Consider the following 13,543-nt stretch of genomic DNA (forward strand, 5'->3'; position numbering starts at 1 on the left):
TTCGCTATCGCCGTGGGAACCTAAATGTCAGGTCAGAGTATGCGAACCGTCCCGAGATGTTCAGGTAATACGGTGGATGGTCGGAAGTTCGATGTGATCCTGCGCTACGACATCGACACTCACGTCCGTTGTGCCCGCAAACGTTCGACCAGCCCGAGTGTGAACCGGTCGATTTCCTCGATGGTGAAGTTTCGGCTGCGCCTGACGGAGTCGGAGGGTCGTCGGAGGAAGTGCTCACCCCCGATCGGGACGCTGATCAACTCGATGACTCGTTGAAGCCATCGGACGACCCGAATGGACGAGGACACATGGTCGGCCAGCAGCAAGGTCCCTCCGGGCCGAAGGACACGCGTCATCTCTGCAAGTGCCGCGTCGGGATCCGGTATTGCGCAGAGCGAGAACGTGCAGACGACCGTATCGAAGGACGCGTCGTCGAAGGTCAGGGCCTGCGCGTCACCGATAATCAGTTGCGCTCCGGGCATGGCTTCCTTGGACTTGCTGCCTGCGCGGGCAAGCATCTCCGGGCTGAGTTCGATGCCGGTCAAGTCGATGCCAGGTGGGTAGTGGTCCAGATTGAGGCCGGTACCGACGGCAATCTCGAGCACCCGACCTTCGGCTCGGGCGCAGACCCACGATCTGGTGTCTCGAAAGAGAACTCGATCGAGGAATGTCATATGTTTGTCGTAGTTGGCCGATTGCTTGTTCCAATATCGTTGCCACCGCTCGAGTCGGTGTGCCGAGTCCCCTGACATCACTCATACCTTTTTCGTCGTGTCGAATGTTTGATCCTGGCAGAGCTGTTTCTCTTGCAAAATCCCAGCATGCCATTTCAGACCCAGCAGGTCGTCACGACGCGATTCCCAAGGACCAGGCAAAGACCGTATAACTGGCGACGGTGATCAGAGCGATCGCGATGAGGTTGAGCCACAGGCCACCTCGCATCATCTGACCGATCGTGATGTAACCACTCGCGTACGATACGGCGTTCGGTGGTGTCGCCACCGGCAGCATGAACGCGCAGGTTGCTGCGAGCGCGACCGGAATCGTCAGAAGCAGCAGATCGAGGTCCATGCCCATCGCCACGCCACCTGCCAACGGAAGGAATGTCGCTGCTGTCGCGGTGTTGCTGGTGAGCTCGGTCAGGAAGATGGTCGCGGTCGTTGTCACCACGACCAACAGGATCACAGGGATCGTGTCGAGACCCGCTGCCACACTACCGATCCAATCGGTCAGGCCGCTGGACTGAAACTGGGCCGATAGGGCGAGTCCACCGCCGAACAGAAGCAATACCCCCCACGGCAGCTTGATTGCTGTCTCCCAGTCGATCAGACGCACTCCTGCTTTACCTCCGCTGGGGAGTAAGAACAACAGAATAGCCGCGGTCATCGCGATGCCGGTGTCGGAGATCGGTGGGTCATCGAAGATGAGCGGAACCGCGACCCAGGATGTGGCTGCCAGACAGAAGATGACCGCCACCCGGATTTCACCCTGTGACATCTTCCCCAGAGCATCGAGTTCTCCCCTGATGAGGCGCTTACCGCCGGGGATGTCGTCGATCTCGGGCTTGAACAAGACGTGAGTGAGCAAAAACCACGCGACAACGAGCAGAACGACGGCGAGTGGCACTCCGGCAACCATCCATTCGAAGAATCCGATGGTGATTCCCTCGCCCTCCAAATAACCCACTAGCAAGGTATTGGGGGGTGTTCCGATGATCGTCCCCAAAGAGCCGATCGAAGCGGCGTAGGCAATGCCCAACATCAAGGCGGTCCCGAAGTTGCTTTTGATCACCGCCTCCGTAACCGTCGCGTCGGTTGGCACGTCATCCTTGGATGTCGGACGTGCCGGTGCCGAAGTGTCCGCGCCGGGTTCTTCCGTGGCGTGATCCGCCCCTGCCTTCTTTCCGATGTCGAGCACCAGAACCAGAACCGAGACACCGATGGGGATCATCATGACCGCAGTGGCGGTATTCGAGACCCACATCGACAGAAAACCTGTCGCAATCATGAATCCAGCGATCACCATCGTCGGCTTGGTGCCCATGGCGTTGACAGTCAGCAACGCAATCCGGCGGTGAAGGTTCCACCGTTGCATCGCAAGAGCCAGTAGGAACCCGCCCATGAACAAGAAAATGATGTTGTTGCCGTAGGACGCGCCCACGTCGTTGACGGCGACGTCGGGATCGAAGATCGGGAAAATTATCAGGGGCAACAGTGCAGTTGCGGGAATCGGGATGGCCTCCGTCATCCACCAGATACCCATCAGAACTGCTGTCCCGGCGGTCAACCGCGCAGCATGACCGACGTCGGCTGGCATTACCGCGTAGACGACTACGGCCAGCAGTACTCCGGCGGCGAGTCCAATCCATTGACGCTTCCGCCGACCCGGCTTCACCTCTTCGGCGCGTTCACCGGCCGACTGCTGATCGACTTCGTCGAACCCGTTCGCATCCGACCGGCGACCGGTCTGTTCATCGGGACCAAGCTGCGTCATGGGACCTCCTCATGCTCGGCGTTTCGCCAGCTTAATGTTGCGAAAGCCGAATATGTCCGTTTCTCGACATCACGATCTGCCCAAACCCCTGGGGCTGCGGTGAAAAAGTATGATTGGCACTTCACCCGAGGAGATGAAATGACGCGGGTTCCGAGTAGGCGGTCAACCCGGCCGCGTAGCGCCATTGCGCTCCCGGACACCCTTCATTCGAGGATGCTCGGCGCAGCTCTTCGGCCGACTCGTCATAGTACGAATGCAGTCGATCATTTATCACGGGTACAGCTTCTACGGTAGGTACCTGGGTAGGAGGACTTACCGCAGCGGGGGGCCCGTCGGATGGAGGCTTCGATCGCTCCAACTAGGAAGACTGGTCAGGAGAGTTCGGGGCATCGCGATGTCCCGCCTGAACAGGAGCATCATGAAACAACTATCCAGAAGACAGTTTCTGACAGGCCTTGCCGCGACACCGATCGTGGTACTTGCCGGATGTGGCGACGGCGAGAACGAGCGGTCTCGAGCGTCGCCGTTGCGGCAGTTGCCGATACCGCCCATAGCCGAGTCCACGGTCGATGCGAACGGCACACGCCATTTTCACTTGGTCGCAGCGGCCGGCGCAGCGGAACTAATCAGCGGAACGACGACAGCCACGTGGGGGTACAACGGTTCGATATTGGGGCCGACGTTGCGTGCTCGTCGCGACGAGACTGTGGCTTTCACCGTCGAAAATTCTCTGCCCGAAGCGACGACCGTGCATTGGCACGGAATGCACGTTCCAGCTCGGTTCGACGGTGGACCCCATCAAAGGATCGACCCCGGTGACAAGTGGGAACCCACATGGACCATCGACCAGCCGAGCGCGACACTGTGGTACCACCCCCATCCGCACGGTTCATCAGAAAAGCACGTGTATCGGGGACTCGCAGGGGTTTTCATCATCGACGATGATGTTTCCGACTCACTCGAACTGCCCGGTGACTACGGAGTGGACGACGTACCGCTGATCATTCAGGATCGTCGATTCGAGGAGGACGGCAGCCTCGATGAGTCGGACTCCACAAATATCGGACTGTTGGGCGACACCATCGTCACCAATGGGGTCGCTGGGGCTTTCCTCGCCGTCGTTACCGAGAGCATCCGGCTCCGCATCCTCAACGGATCGTCCGGCCGCCTGTACAACCTCGGATTCGATGATTACCGCGAATTTCAGCTCGTAGCGACTGACGGCGGCTTACTGCGAGAGCCCATATCACTGAGCAGAATTCAGATCAGCCCGGGTGAACGCGTCGAGATGATCGTGCGAATCGATTCGGGAACCGATTCGATTTTGCGATCGTTTCCGATCGACAATCACGATGATGTGGATTGGGAATCCACCGATACTTTCGGCTGCGTGGAAGGCAGCAACTCAGAGCTTCGCCGGAACTCCCTACGGTTCTGTCAGTTCTACCGAAACTGGATTCTGGGAGTGCCGCGGCAACAAGAGAATTCGAATTGCAATGGTTCATGATAAACGGCCAACGGATGGATATGAACCGTATCGACTTCACGTCGATTGTGGGTACTACCGAGGTGTGGACGGTAACAAACGTCGACAATTGGCCACACAATTTCCATGTACACGACGCTCAGTTTCAGATCGTCGACATCAACGGGACGCCCCCACCGCCAGAGCTCGACGGATGGAAAGACACCGTGTACACGCCACCCGGGCAACAGTTACGGCTGGTATTGCGGTTCAGCCGCTACACCGACCCGACAGCGCCGTACATGTATCACTGCCACATGCTCATGCACGAAGACCAGGGAATGATGGGACAGTTCGTCGTGGTCGAGCCGGGCGCACAAGCGGCGCAGACGATAAGCTCCTCCGCCGACATATCAGGCATGGAATCGATGCCGAATTTTGAAGGCATGCACCACTAGCCCGCTCCCTTGGCGAATATCGCGAGACGTACTCGGTTGTCGCAACCGGTCTTCTCCATCAAATTCGAGATATGCGATTTCACCGTGGTCACGCCGATATGCAGTCGATCGCCGATGTCTCGATTGCTCAGCCCCTCGCCGACAAGACCCAGCACATCATGTTCGCGCGCAGTCAACGACACCGCCGGGACCGCTGCGTCCGCGATGCCCGAAGAGGCGGTAAGCGCGCGATCGACGATCCGACGCATGAGCTCCGGGGAGAACAAGAAGTCTCCGTCGGCCGTCCGCCTGATAGCGCTCAGCAAGTCGACCGGCGAGGTGTCCTTCACCAGAAACCCGGCGGCACCGGCCGCCAACGCAGGGTAAAGATGGTCGTCGTCATCGAACGTCGTCAGCACCAGCACCTTCGATTCAGGGTTTGATGCCACGATCTGTCTCGTTGCCTCGATACCGCCGAGACCGGGCATTCCGAGATCCATCAAGGTCACATCGGGTGCGAATTCGGCGGCCAACCGAATTGCCTCCATGCCGTTGGATCCCTCGCCGACAACGGCCAGATCCGGTGTCGACTCGCACAACATGCGAAGGCCTGCCCGTATCAAGCGCTGATCGTCGATGATCGTCAACCGGATCACAGCGTGTGTCCAGGTGTGGTTGGGGCGGCGGGGATCCACGCGTCGAGTTCCCATCCGTCGACGATTGCTGTTGTCACTAGTTGTCCACCCACCAGGGCGATGCGTTCTTTCATGCCGATGACTCCGTATCCCTCGCCGCTAGGTGGCATGTTTTCGACTCCAGTATTGATGATTCGAACCGAGAACCCTGCGCCCTTGCGGGCTATCGACAGATTCACAGCCGATCCGGTCGCCGCGTGTTTCATTACGTTCGTCAACGACTCCTGCACAATTCTCAGCAACGAGAGCCTGCTGATGGCGTCGAGTTCGCAGATATCAGCGTCCACATAGGCCGCCACTTCGTATCCGGCGCGACGAGTGCGTTCGATAGCCGCGTAGATTTCAGATCGGACGGCACCTGGGTCCACCAGAGGCACTTCGTTCAAAGACGGTTCGCGAAGCGCGGCAAGAAGTCGACGGATATCGGCCAGTGCGTCGGATGCTGTGAGGTGCACATCATCGAGAACTGCGTCCACACGCGGATCGACCCTTCCGAGTACATGTCGTGCCACTCCTATCCGCAGGACGATCGACGCCATGTGGTGCGCGACGAGATCATGCAATTCTCTTGCCACAGCGGTTCTCTCAGCTGAGCGTGCACTGATTTCAGCTGTTGCCGTCCTGGCTTCTGCATCTGCGGCACGTTCCTGATAGGTCGCCGCAAGCTCGCGCTGCGCGCGAATGTAAAGACCAAGCAGCACAGGGAGCCCGACGAACAATGCGGTCGAGGCGACTGTAGTCCATCGCCAGAAGGCATCGGGGTGGTCGAGCCACGCCCCGAGCACCAACGCACCTGTCCAGACCATAGTCGCAAAAACTCGAGATGCTCGGGACGAGCGCAAAGCAACCTCGCCCAGCGATACGGCGCCGAGATAGGGAACAAGCTCCGACACGCCCCAGGCTTGCGCGGCGAACATCGGAACGGACAACGCCGACAGCGTGATGGACGCAACGAGCGGTGCCCTATCCCCAACGCTGAAGACTACTGCCGACGCGCACCCCAGAAACCAGTAGCTCAACGGTACATAGAACTCGCCAGGGAAGGTGCTGGCAATCAGCAGGATCGGGACCAACGCCACCGGAGCAAAGCGAATCGTCCTACGCACCGGAATGTCGATCATCACACCACCGTAGGGGAACCGCCTCGCTCGCCGTCGGTGGTCACGACCACTGGGACGCCACACCAACGACTTGGTGACCTCAGCTGCGTCGGCTGAAACTACACACTCCACCTATTGGAGGTAAAAGTACTCCGACGTCGCACACACAAAACTGACAGGCGTCATCAAACTGCCCACCACAGCCACAATTCGAACCAAAATTGAAACATGTTCTAATATTGCCTGAACGGACGTGGCCCACGAGGAGACCGAACAGAGAGTCGCGACCGCCAAGGGGGTGCAGCGATATCACTAGGCTGGCAAGGCGGAATGTAGCCGTGCGACTCCCCGATCGGTTAGCCAAGCTTGTCACCTGCTCGTTCCACACGCGCTCGATCTCGATCCACCGATGTGCGTCGATCGACGGCATCCAGCCCAACGGGACGGATGCGGCACTACTAACCCTGCAGTCACCCAAGGCGCAACGTGTGCTCGTCGGACTGGGACCTCTTGCAATGGTCTCGGGTGCTGCCATTTTGGATAACTTAGGCGCTGCCGTGCGCTGACAAGATAAAGGTGCCCAGTAGCAAACGAGAAGGTCAGCAGGAACATGAAATCATTCAAAGGCGTAGACGAGCACTGGTACCGCGCATTGTTCGACGCGAGCACCGTTGCGATAGCACTAGCCGACGAGCAGGGCTTGCTGATGGCCGCGAACGACGCCTACTGCGCGATGGTCCAACGCACCTGGGGAGAAATTGCCGGTCGATCCTCCCGCGAATTCACCCATCCCGACGATCTCGCACAGCATGCGGCGATGGCGCAGTTGATGGCAGGAGCACGAGAGCAGGGCCAGGTGCTCCGGCTCGAGAAGCGTTATGTCCGCCCAGATGGCACCCTGCGATGGGCATGGGTCTCCGCAGTCGCTGTGACGTCACCGGATGGCCGGACATGGACTGCTTCGGTCATCCACGATACGACCGAACGCCGAATCGCCGAAGACATGTTGCATGCCGCAGCAACGACCGATCCTCTCACCGGTTTGCTCAATCGCCGCGGATGGCGAGAAGGGTTGCACCGACTGCGCTACCCCCCGCACTGCGCCGACTCACTCATACTGGCGATGATCGATCTCGATCGGTTCAAGGCGTACAACGACACGCACGGCCACCCCGCCGGCGACCAACTGCTCACCACGTTCAGCGCAGCAGCGCGCGGCATCCTCGGTCCGCAGACCCTGTTTGCTCGTTGGGGTGGTGAAGAATTTGCGTTGGCTCTACCCGGAATCGACGTCATGCAGGCGCGTCGAATTCTTACCGACATCGCAGCGGTCGTTCCCGACGGTCAGCAATTCTCGGCTGGATTCACTGCGCTGCAGCAGCGCGAAACCCTCTTCGACTGCTTCGATCGCGCCGACGTGTTGCTCTACCGCGCCAAGCGAGACGGCGGTGGTCGAATGTACGATGAACTCGATGACCTGGCCTGATGTGTGCCCGTTGAGAAGCCCCCGAGATCACATCGGATTCACAATCGGCGCCGTTGAGGTCCGTTGTGGACGCGCTTACCTCGTTTTCTGATGCCATCGGGCCACACCCACCTCGTATCCGTTGGCAACCACGATGACGTGATCAAGTCCTGTTGTCTTTGGACTCACTTTTCGATCCCATGGGGAGTCTGACCTCGCAACGAGCTCCACTCAGTGGCGACCGAAGAACAGTCACCGACCCACCATGCGCAGCGACCGTGCGGGCAACAATAGCCAAACCCAGACCCGCACCGCCTTCACCACGCGTTCGCGAGGAATCCAGACGCACGAACCGATCGAACACTCGCACCCGCTCCGACTCGGCAATACCCGGCCCATCATCATCGACCGTGATCAGAGCAGACCCACCCGACTCCGCACAGGACAATTCCACTCGACTGTTCGCGTGCCGAACCGCGTTATCGACAATGTTGCGCACCATCCGCGCCAACGCCTGCTGATCCCCGGTCACTCGAACAGGAACAATCGACGTCCGAACAGTCACCTCCGACATCGATCCGACACGTTTGCCCTCCTCATAGAGCAGATCGTCGAGGTCGACGTCGACTGCGCTGGCGGCGGTCTGCTTTTCGTCCGAACGAGCAAGCAACAAAAGATCTTCGATCAACCCCCGCATCCGGCGCGCTTCGGGAAGGAGCGAATCGTCTATCAATGTCGCATCGATCAACTCCGGCCGTGCTGCGGCAAGCTCGAGAGCAGCAGTGATCGTCGAAAGCGGACTCCGAAGCTCATGCGAAGCATCACTGACAAACCGCCGCTGCGCACGCTGCCCCGCGTGGAGCCGCTCCAACATCTCGTTCATCGTCACCGCAAGTCGAGCGATCTCGTCATGTGCCTCCGGAACCGGAATACGCTCCCCCAGCTGACCATTGGAGATCGACGCCACCCGAGTCCTGATCCGCTCGACGGGACTCAACGCCGCACCGACAAGTCGGTACGTCGCGAACGCGACTAACGAGATCACAATAGGGCCAACGATTGCCAGTAGAACCGCGACCGTGGTGACAACGTCTTCGACCGGCTCCCGGTCGGCACCCACCAACACCGTCACCGGCCCCTCTACACTCATCGCGCCGCGGCCCGTCACCCAGAAATCGCCACTCTCGCCGACCTCGACACGCCCGAGATCCTGCGTGGTCGACGCTGGAACCTGAAAAGTCGACAGCGGCGCATCACCATCCCCACTCGAAGAAACCCGCACCGCCCCGGACGCGTCGACGACCTGCAGGATCCCGATCTGACCGTCGGTAGCCAACAACGAATTGTCGATCTGCGACGGCGAATCGGACTCGAGCTGCTCGCAGACCTGCACCGCGCGAGCCACCGCAGCAGTACGGGCAGAGGATTCGAGAGAGCTGTAGAGCACACTCGACAACGCGCCACCGGCGACGATCAAACACACAGCAAGCACCAGGGTCGTAGCAACCGCCGAACGCACCCGCACGGTCCAACGTCGTGGCCGGAACACATCGATGTAGGACATCACGCCCCTAGTGTCCTACCTGCAGCGCCGAAGACAACGACCATCTTCAGCATCCCTTCAGGATTACCCTGTCAGAGGGAGACAGCCGCCGACACACTCAACGTCGATCTCGGGTTCGGTCGCACCGGGACCACCCTCGTCGTCGGCATCATGTTGGCCGCAGCGCTTACCTACCAGTTCACCCTCCGGCGGTACGTGCCATGGATCTATTGGCTGGTGGTCATCCTGATCAGCGTCGCCGGCACGCTGATCACCGACAATCTCACCGACAATTTCGGCGTTCCACTGGCAACGAGTACCGGATTCTTCACCGCCGCACTGATTCTGAAGTTTCAGCCTGGTACATCGCCGAGGGAGCACTCTCGATTCACAGCATCCGAACCCGCCGCGGCGAAGGGTTCTACTGGCTCGCAATCCTGTTCACGTTCGCACTCGGCACCGCTGCAGGCGATCTCGTCGCAGAGCAAATCGAACTGGGATACCTCACCCCGGCACTCATTTTCGCCGCCATCATCGCCCTGGTCGCCGCCGCGCACTACGCCCTCCGACTCAACGCCGTCCTCGCAGTCTGGATCGCCTACATCATCACCCGCCCACTCGGCGCGCCATAGGTGACTACCTGACACAGGACAAGACTGCCGGCGGCCTCGGCCTCGGACTCGGACCGACCCTCGTCACCGCCGTGTTCGTGATTGCCATCGTTGGATCCGTGACGTACTTGACCATCTCCAAAGCCGACGTTCTCGACACCACATTCGACAGCGTGGATACCAAGGATGGGGAGACAGTGTGACACCGACCCTCAGCGCTCCACGGTGATACTTCAGGAGCTCGCGGGAACATTCGAGAAGCAGACGAACAGCTCAGTCGATCACACCGGTTGCGAGCCGGTATCCGACTCCCCGAATCGTCTCGATGCTCTTGCGGTCGAACGGCTGATCCACCTTCTTGCGGAGGTAACCGATGTAGACCTCGACGATGTTCTCGTCCCCGTCATAATTCGCATCCCATACCGATCGCACGATCTCGGACTTGGTGACCACCACCCCACTGCGCCGCATCAGAAACTCGAGCACGCTGTACTCACGAGGGGTGAGCGATAGCTCCGATCCCGCCCGCATGACGCGGTGCCGCGCCGGATCCAATTCCAAATCGCCGACAGTCAACACTGCAGGACGCTCCGGAGCTCCTCGCCGCACCAGAGCCCGCAACCGAGCGACCAACACCACGAACGAAAACGGTTTGATCAGATAGTCATCCGCACCGAGATCGAAGGCATCGGCAAGATCGTATTCACCGTCCTTGGCTGAAAGCATCAAAATCGGAGTCCACACACCCTGCGCCCGCAGATCCCGCACGATGTCGTAACCATGCTTACTCGGCAACATGATGTCGAGTACGAGCGCATCGAACGCCCCGGAGACCGCGGTGTGAAACCCCTCGTCACCGTCGTGCTCAACCTCGACAGCGAAACCCTCGGCCACGAGACCGCGACGCACCATCTCCGCCAAACGCACCTCGTCCTCGACCACCAGTACCCTCATCGGCAACTCCATCTGTGTGAGTCCGAAGAAGTACACCAGAACCAGGAGATGGACAGCGATACGCTTTCAGCGGTTCTTCAGGTTTACATCTGCACACTGATGCTCGTGCTCCTCTCCTCATCGACGTCCGCCGTGCATTCAACGGTCACCGAAGTATTCACCGAAGCCGCCTCCACCGACGTCGAAGCGGTCGGGCTCGCGGTCGCCTTCGGTCTCGTGATCCTCGGAATAGTGCTCCGGACGCGCGACAATCGAGCCCGCGGGGCGATCTTCTCCGCACTGGGTTATGCCTTCGCTGTGCTGGTCCTGGCCGTCGCGGTACACAGCGACGGCGCTCTGACCGGCGCCGACGCACCAGTCGCCCAATGGTTCGTCGATCACCGAAGTTCCACCCTCGATCACCTGGCAACCGCCATCACCATCGCAGGCGGCCCGCCCGAAACAGCAGCATTGGGCATCCTCGTCGCGGTAGTGCTGATCTGGAGAACCAAGCGCTACGGCCCAGCGGTGGTAGTGCTTGCGACCGTCGCGGCAGCATCGTTTCTGTGCAGTGCACTGAAACTGATCGTCGGCCGCGACCGCCCACCACTGTCGATGCAGCTGATGCTCGAAACCGATCACTCTTTCCCATCAGGGCACGTCACCGGCAGCGCAGCCCTACTGATGATGATCGCGCTCATCGCCAGCGCGCGATGCCCAACGGCAGCACGCGTCCTGTTCCTCGCTATCACTCTCGCCATCACCGTCATTGTCGCCTGCACACGCATGTATCTCGGAGTCCATTGGCTCACCGACGTCTGCGCCGGCGCCCTCATCGCCGCAGCAATGGTCACCCTCGGCGGCTACGCACTACACCGACTCGACACTGCGACTACGGACGAATCCACACCGACCCGGCACGTCAGTCAGGTGGCGCAATAGTGCCCTATCCTTGGGGCATATCAGTGAGTGAGGTGAATCCTGTGCGTAGAGCGTCCGGTCAGCTGGAAGAGTCCATCGTGCAGCTGCTCGGTGAGCATCGAGAGCTGTCGGTATCGGAGGCTCGCGCTCACCTGGACGCCGAACTCGCCCACACCACCGTGATGACCGCGCTGGTTCGGCTCCATGGCAAAGGTCTGGTCGAGCGGGAACGCCGAGGCAGATCGTTCGTCTACACCCTCACAGCACCGGTAAACGAGATTCCTGCGCTTCGTGCCGCGATGCGTATGCGAACCGAACTCGGTGAGCGGGACAAGCGTGCGGATGTGCTGGCAAGTTTCGTCGCGTCCTTGGACCCCGAGGACGAGGCAACGCTGCGCAATCTGCTCTCACCTGATGCAGGCGATCTGGAAGAGCAAGGGCTGTGACGCTACTTGTGTTCGTGGCCGCATTCCCCTGGGTAGTGTCGCTGGCGATTCGCATGAACATCGAACGCATCGATCGCCGGTTCACTCCCTCGACTGCTGTGGTGCTGTTTCCAATTCTCGCCGTCGTGACCGCATTCTCGATTGTCGCCTCGATGGTGGCAATTGCTGCAGTCATGGTTTCCTCACCCAATCCCTTCCGAATTGTGCTGGGTGTTGCACTTCTCGGGTGGATTCTCTGGCGGTCCATCGAGGTGTCACTGCATCTTCGACGGGTTGTAGTCAGTTCCTCGATGGCTTCGCGCTTCGGAGCCGAAGCCAGAACACCAGGGGGAACAGTTCTCGTCGACTCCGCTGAACCCGACGCCTTTGCCGTGCCATCCGGTGGCGGTGCTGTTGTGGTGACAACCGGCCTCGCGGAGGCTCTGTCCGATGCCGAATTGCGTGCGGTCATCGAACATGAACGTGCGCATCTGCGATTTCGCCACGCCCTATGGATTCAGATGTGCGAGATCGCGGCCCAATTCGATCCGGTACTGCGCCCGTTGGTGGTTCGGGTACGACATGCCGCGGAACGTCAAGCAGATGAATACTCCGCAACATTCGGCCGGAATGTGACTGTGTCTGCGCTCGCGCGAACGGCTTTGCTCCGCACTCATCTCGAGAGGGATGCGCAGTCTCGGAAACTTGCAAGTACCGGTGGTGATGTCGTTCGGCGTGTGCGTGCTTTGACCGAGCCCCCGCCGGAGCGCCAGCGTTACGCCGTCGTCGTCGCCGGCCTGGTGGTGATAGCCGCATGCGCGTCGATCTCGATAGCGCTGTTCGACGTGGCGCAGGACGTCATCGCGCCGGAGGCCGGAGAAACGCCTTCATCTGTCTTCCGATAGCTTTGGCCGGAGGCGGGATCTTAGTTCTCGCCGTCGGCTTCCCGTCACTTGCTCGGGCCATCCTCCGCGGGGGCAGAAGTGACGGTGTCACCCCACGCTGCACGCGCACCGGAATCTCCGATCCGATACACCTGGACAATCGTTGCCACCCCGACAAGGACAGCCACAATCACGACGGCAACCGATAGCCACCGCACCGGCGGCTTCTCGCGGCGTTCACGTAAATGTTGGAGTACCAGCAATGCCGCAACCACGACAGCTGCGATTGCGAAATAGAGCATGGTGTCGCCGAGCCCGGCATGCGTCTCTACTGCTGCGGACTTCGGAACGCGCTTTTCCAACCATTCACCGGCATCCGTGGTGAGCGGTGTCAGCACCAGAATCAGCACCGACAAAGCCGCGATCAACCAGACGAATCTTCGACGCACCCCTGCCCACACACTGGCCGCGACGGCGAGAAGTGCAGTCAGTGGCGCGAGGACCACGACGAAGTGAATCAACAGAATATGGGCTGGTAGGCCGTTGATCGTGGACACTGGTTTTCCTACTT

At 60.0% G+C, this 13,543-nt stretch carries 14 protein-coding genes and 1 pseudogene; 8 read left to right on the forward strand and 7 right to left on the reverse strand.

Annotated features, from left to right (window positions below; translation table 11 throughout):
• Positions 1-119: 119 nt before the first annotated feature.
• Positions 120-752, reverse strand: a complete 633-nt coding sequence (locus tag O1W68_RS18475) for a class I SAM-dependent methyltransferase (protein WP_269305979.1) — start codon at positions 750-752, stop codon at positions 120-122.
• Between the two features lie 94 nt (positions 753-846).
• Entirely contained in the window at positions 847-2,493 is a 1,647-nt protein-coding gene (locus O1W68_RS18480; protein WP_269305980.1) for an SLC13 family permease, read from the reverse strand.
• A 418-nt stretch (positions 2,494-2,911) separates the two neighbouring features.
• Here O1W68_RS18480 and O1W68_RS18485 point away from each other — a divergent pair, with 418 nt between their 5' ends.
• The gene (locus tag O1W68_RS18485) at positions 2,912-4,000 is read left to right on the forward strand and encodes a multicopper oxidase family protein (RefSeq protein ID WP_331283592.1); all 1,089 of its coding nucleotides are present in this window, start codon (positions 2,912-2,914) and stop codon (positions 3,998-4,000) included.
• 20 nt (positions 4,001-4,020) lie between these two features.
• Positions 4,021-4,416 (forward strand): multicopper oxidase domain-containing protein, encoded by a 396-nt coding sequence (locus tag O1W68_RS21540; RefSeq protein WP_331283593.1) that lies wholly within the window; start codon positions 4,021-4,023, stop codon positions 4,414-4,416.
• Here the strand turns inward: O1W68_RS21540 and O1W68_RS18490 are convergent.
• The gene (locus O1W68_RS18490; protein ID WP_269305982.1) at positions 4,413-5,051 is read right to left on the reverse strand and encodes a response regulator transcription factor; all 639 of its coding nucleotides are present in this window, start codon (positions 5,049-5,051) and stop codon (positions 4,413-4,415) included. The two genes, O1W68_RS21540 and O1W68_RS18490, sit on opposite strands and share 4 nt — an antisense overlap.
• Positions 5,048-6,211, reverse strand: a complete 1,164-nt coding sequence (locus O1W68_RS18495) for a sensor histidine kinase (protein ID WP_269305984.1) — start codon at positions 6,209-6,211, stop codon at positions 5,048-5,050. Before O1W68_RS18495 ends, O1W68_RS18490 begins: the two co-directional genes overlap by 4 nt.
• 589 nt (positions 6,212-6,800) lie before the next feature.
• Between O1W68_RS18495 and O1W68_RS18500 the strand changes: the two genes are divergently transcribed.
• Positions 6,801-7,676 carry a sensor domain-containing diguanylate cyclase gene (locus O1W68_RS18500; protein ID WP_269305985.1) on the forward strand — a complete coding sequence of 292 codons (876 nt, stop codon included), beginning with the start codon at positions 6,801-6,803 and terminating at the stop codon, positions 7,674-7,676.
• A 142-nt stretch (positions 7,677-7,818) separates the two neighbouring features.
• Here the strand turns inward: O1W68_RS18500 and O1W68_RS18505 are convergent, their stop codons facing one another.
• Entirely contained in the window at positions 7,819-9,219 is a 1,401-nt protein-coding gene (locus O1W68_RS18505; RefSeq protein ID WP_269306107.1) for a sensor histidine kinase, read from the reverse strand.
• A 51-nt stretch (positions 9,220-9,270) separates the two neighbouring features.
• Between O1W68_RS18505 and O1W68_RS21545 the strand changes: the two are divergent.
• Positions 9,271-9,489: pseudogene (locus O1W68_RS21545) on the forward strand (hypothetical protein); the annotation flags it as partial.
• Complete coding sequence (locus O1W68_RS21550; RefSeq protein ID WP_331283594.1) at positions 9,420-9,830, forward strand: hypothetical protein; 411 nt, start codon at positions 9,420-9,422, stop codon at positions 9,828-9,830. The pseudogene O1W68_RS21545 and the gene O1W68_RS21550, both read left to right, overlap by 70 nt.
• 252 nt (positions 9,831-10,082) lie before the next feature.
• Here the strand turns inward: O1W68_RS21550 and O1W68_RS18520 are convergent, their stop codons facing one another.
• Complete coding sequence (locus O1W68_RS18520; protein ID WP_269305987.1) at positions 10,083-10,763, reverse strand: winged helix-turn-helix domain-containing protein; 681 nt, start codon at positions 10,761-10,763, stop codon at positions 10,083-10,085.
• 48 nt (positions 10,764-10,811) lie between these two features.
• On the opposite strand from O1W68_RS18520, the gene O1W68_RS18525 reads away from it, so the two are divergent.
• Genes O1W68_RS18525 through O1W68_RS18535 form a run of 3 tightly spaced genes read left to right on the forward strand, consistent with a single transcriptional unit; the run spans position 10,812 to position 12,993 of the window.
• Positions 10,812-11,684, forward strand: a complete 873-nt coding sequence (locus O1W68_RS18525) for a phosphatase PAP2 family protein (protein WP_269305988.1) — start codon at positions 10,812-10,814, stop codon at positions 11,682-11,684.
• 41 nt (positions 11,685-11,725) lie between these two features.
• A complete protein-coding gene (locus O1W68_RS18530) occupies positions 11,726-12,109 on the forward strand; it encodes a BlaI/MecI/CopY family transcriptional regulator (protein WP_269305990.1) in 384 nt (127 codons plus the stop codon).
• Positions 12,106-12,993, forward strand: coding sequence for a M56 family metallopeptidase (locus O1W68_RS18535; protein WP_269305992.1), 888 nt, complete (start codon positions 12,106-12,108; stop codon positions 12,991-12,993). Before O1W68_RS18530 ends, O1W68_RS18535 begins: the two co-directional genes overlap by 4 nt.
• 44 nt (positions 12,994-13,037) lie before the next feature.
• Here O1W68_RS18535 and O1W68_RS18540 read toward each other — a convergent pair whose 3' ends face one another.
• Positions 13,038-13,529: a DUF2231 domain-containing protein gene (locus O1W68_RS18540; RefSeq protein WP_269305994.1), complete on the reverse strand. Its 492-nt coding sequence runs from the start codon at positions 13,527-13,529 to the stop codon at positions 13,038-13,040.
• Positions 13,530-13,543 lie beyond the last annotated feature (14 nt).

Origin of the sequence: Rhodococcus sp. H36-A4, assembly GCF_027158005.1 — a bacterium.
GTDB lineage: Bacteria > Actinomycetota > Actinomycetes > Mycobacteriales > Mycobacteriaceae > Rhodococcoides.

Excerpts from the sequence above, each read along its gene's own strand:
- O1W68_RS18475 (WP_269305979.1), bottom strand. The coding sequence starts at position 752 with ATGTCAGGGGACTCGGCACACCGACTCGAGCGGTGGCAACGATATTGG.
- O1W68_RS18480 (WP_269305980.1), bottom strand. The coding sequence starts at position 2,493 with ATGACGCAGCTTGGTCCCGATGAACAGACCGGTCGCCGGTCGGATGCG.
- O1W68_RS18485 (WP_331283592.1), top strand. The coding sequence starts at position 2,912 with ATGAAACAACTATCCAGAAGACAGTTTCTGACAGGCCTTGCCGCGACA.
- O1W68_RS21540 (WP_331283593.1), top strand. The coding sequence starts at position 4,021 with ATGAACCGTATCGACTTCACGTCGATTGTGGGTACTACCGAGGTGTGG.
- O1W68_RS18495 (WP_269305984.1), bottom strand. The coding sequence starts at position 6,211 with ATGATCGACATTCCGGTGCGTAGGACGATTCGCTTTGCTCCGGTGGCG.
- O1W68_RS18500 (WP_269305985.1), top strand. The coding sequence starts at position 6,801 with ATGAAATCATTCAAAGGCGTAGACGAGCACTGGTACCGCGCATTGTTC.
- O1W68_RS18505 (WP_269306107.1), bottom strand. The coding sequence starts at position 9,219 with ATGTCCTACATCGATGTGTTCCGGCCACGACGTTGGACCGTGCGGGTG.
- O1W68_RS21550 (WP_331283594.1), top strand. The coding sequence starts at position 9,420 with ATGGATCTATTGGCTGGTGGTCATCCTGATCAGCGTCGCCGGCACGCT.
- O1W68_RS18520 (WP_269305987.1), bottom strand. The coding sequence starts at position 10,763 with ATGAGGGTACTGGTGGTCGAGGACGAGGTGCGTTTGGCGGAGATGGTG.
- O1W68_RS18525 (WP_269305988.1), top strand. The coding sequence starts at position 10,812 with ATGGACAGCGATACGCTTTCAGCGGTTCTTCAGGTTTACATCTGCACA.